The organism is Sediminitomix flava (genome assembly GCF_003149185.1).
Taxonomy (GTDB): Bacteria; Bacteroidota; Bacteroidia; order Cytophagales; family Flammeovirgaceae; genus Sediminitomix; species Sediminitomix flava.
In genome coordinates this window covers 1-1,261 of the sequence record NZ_QGDO01000036.1, presented here as the reverse complement: position 1 = coordinate 1,261, position 1,261 = coordinate 1, and the positions used below count along the sequence as shown (strand labels likewise).

Sequence of the window (1,261 nt, the reverse complement as noted above, 5' to 3'; positions counted from 1 at the left end):
CTTTTTAAATAAATAAAAAACGAGGTACAACAAAGGGCATAGTTCACAGTCGTCATGCGACGCAATCCGCCTGCGACACCATGCCCGAGTCGTTGTAGCACATAAATTTTAACATAAAACAGATATGAAACTAACAACATTTATTTTAAAGACCTTCTTAATAACAATACTGTTTATTTGTACCTCTTGTGGAGCATACGTTAAAATGAGAGCTATTTCTAAAATAACTGTAGAGAATGATGCTATTCCTCCTGATTTTGGAACAGAAGAAACCATTTTATTGTGTGTTATAACTGGGAAAAAAGGCTATGACAAGTACATGAAAAAACATGTATCAAATGAATATCATGGTAAATATGAATTTGTTATGAGAAAAGATATTAACTCAGATAAGTACCAGAATACATCTAAGTATAAATATCTTTTTGATTTCGAAAAACTTCAGTATAAAACAACTCATTCTGCTGATACACCAAGCGGATTCGAAACAATTACTATAACGACAGCATCATATTATCTATTTGATAGAGATGAGAATATAACTTATAAATGTCCAAATACTTCAAGTTACTTCTCAAGAATAATTCAAGCATATATGATAAATTTAGAAAATGAGAGAATAAAAAATCAATAACGTGCTACAACAAGGGGCATAGTTTACACCGCACTTACCAGCAACACGACCTAAGTACAAAACCATGCCCGTATCGTTGGGGCTCATTGTTCAGTTAGTTCAAATAGCAAAACAGATTTATCGTTTAGATTATAATTTCAGTTGTAATTTTTATGGAATTTAATCTTAACGAATAACGGTTTTTTTTAAACGATAAGTGAGTGCAAATTTGATTCAATTTCTATGGAATTTGATCTTTATGGTCAACGAATTTTTAAGTGATAAGAGAGTTTAAATTCGATTTAATTTTATCGAACTTTAGGTTTTCTAATTTTCATGGAATTTAAACTTAATTCAAATCGATTTTTTTGAGTTTTTTATGGATTTTGATTCGTTTTAAATTGAATTTCGAAATTAATTCAGAGCATTTCGATCGTTTGTAATTGAATCTGTTCTGCAAAAAATTAAACAAAAAAAAATAAACGAGCCCCAACAAGGAGCATAGTTCACAGGCAGCCTGCGACGCAACCTGTCTGCGTTACCATGCTCAGGGCGTTGTGGGCAATTGATGAGATAATAGACAATATTGATGACTAGAAATGAATTTACTTTAAAATTATTCGGTGTATTTTTTAGTTTTATCTCCAT

General features: G+C 30.9%; 1 protein-coding gene. It reads left to right on the top strand.

Going from position 1 to position 1,261, the window contains the following annotated elements:
* Positions 1–124: 124 nt before the first annotated feature.
* Positions 125–634 carry a hypothetical protein gene (locus BC781_RS25380; RefSeq protein WP_146201797.1) on the top strand — a complete coding sequence of 170 codons (510 nt, stop codon included), beginning with the start codon at positions 125–127 and terminating at the stop codon, positions 632–634.
* Positions 635–1,261 lie beyond the last annotated feature (627 nt).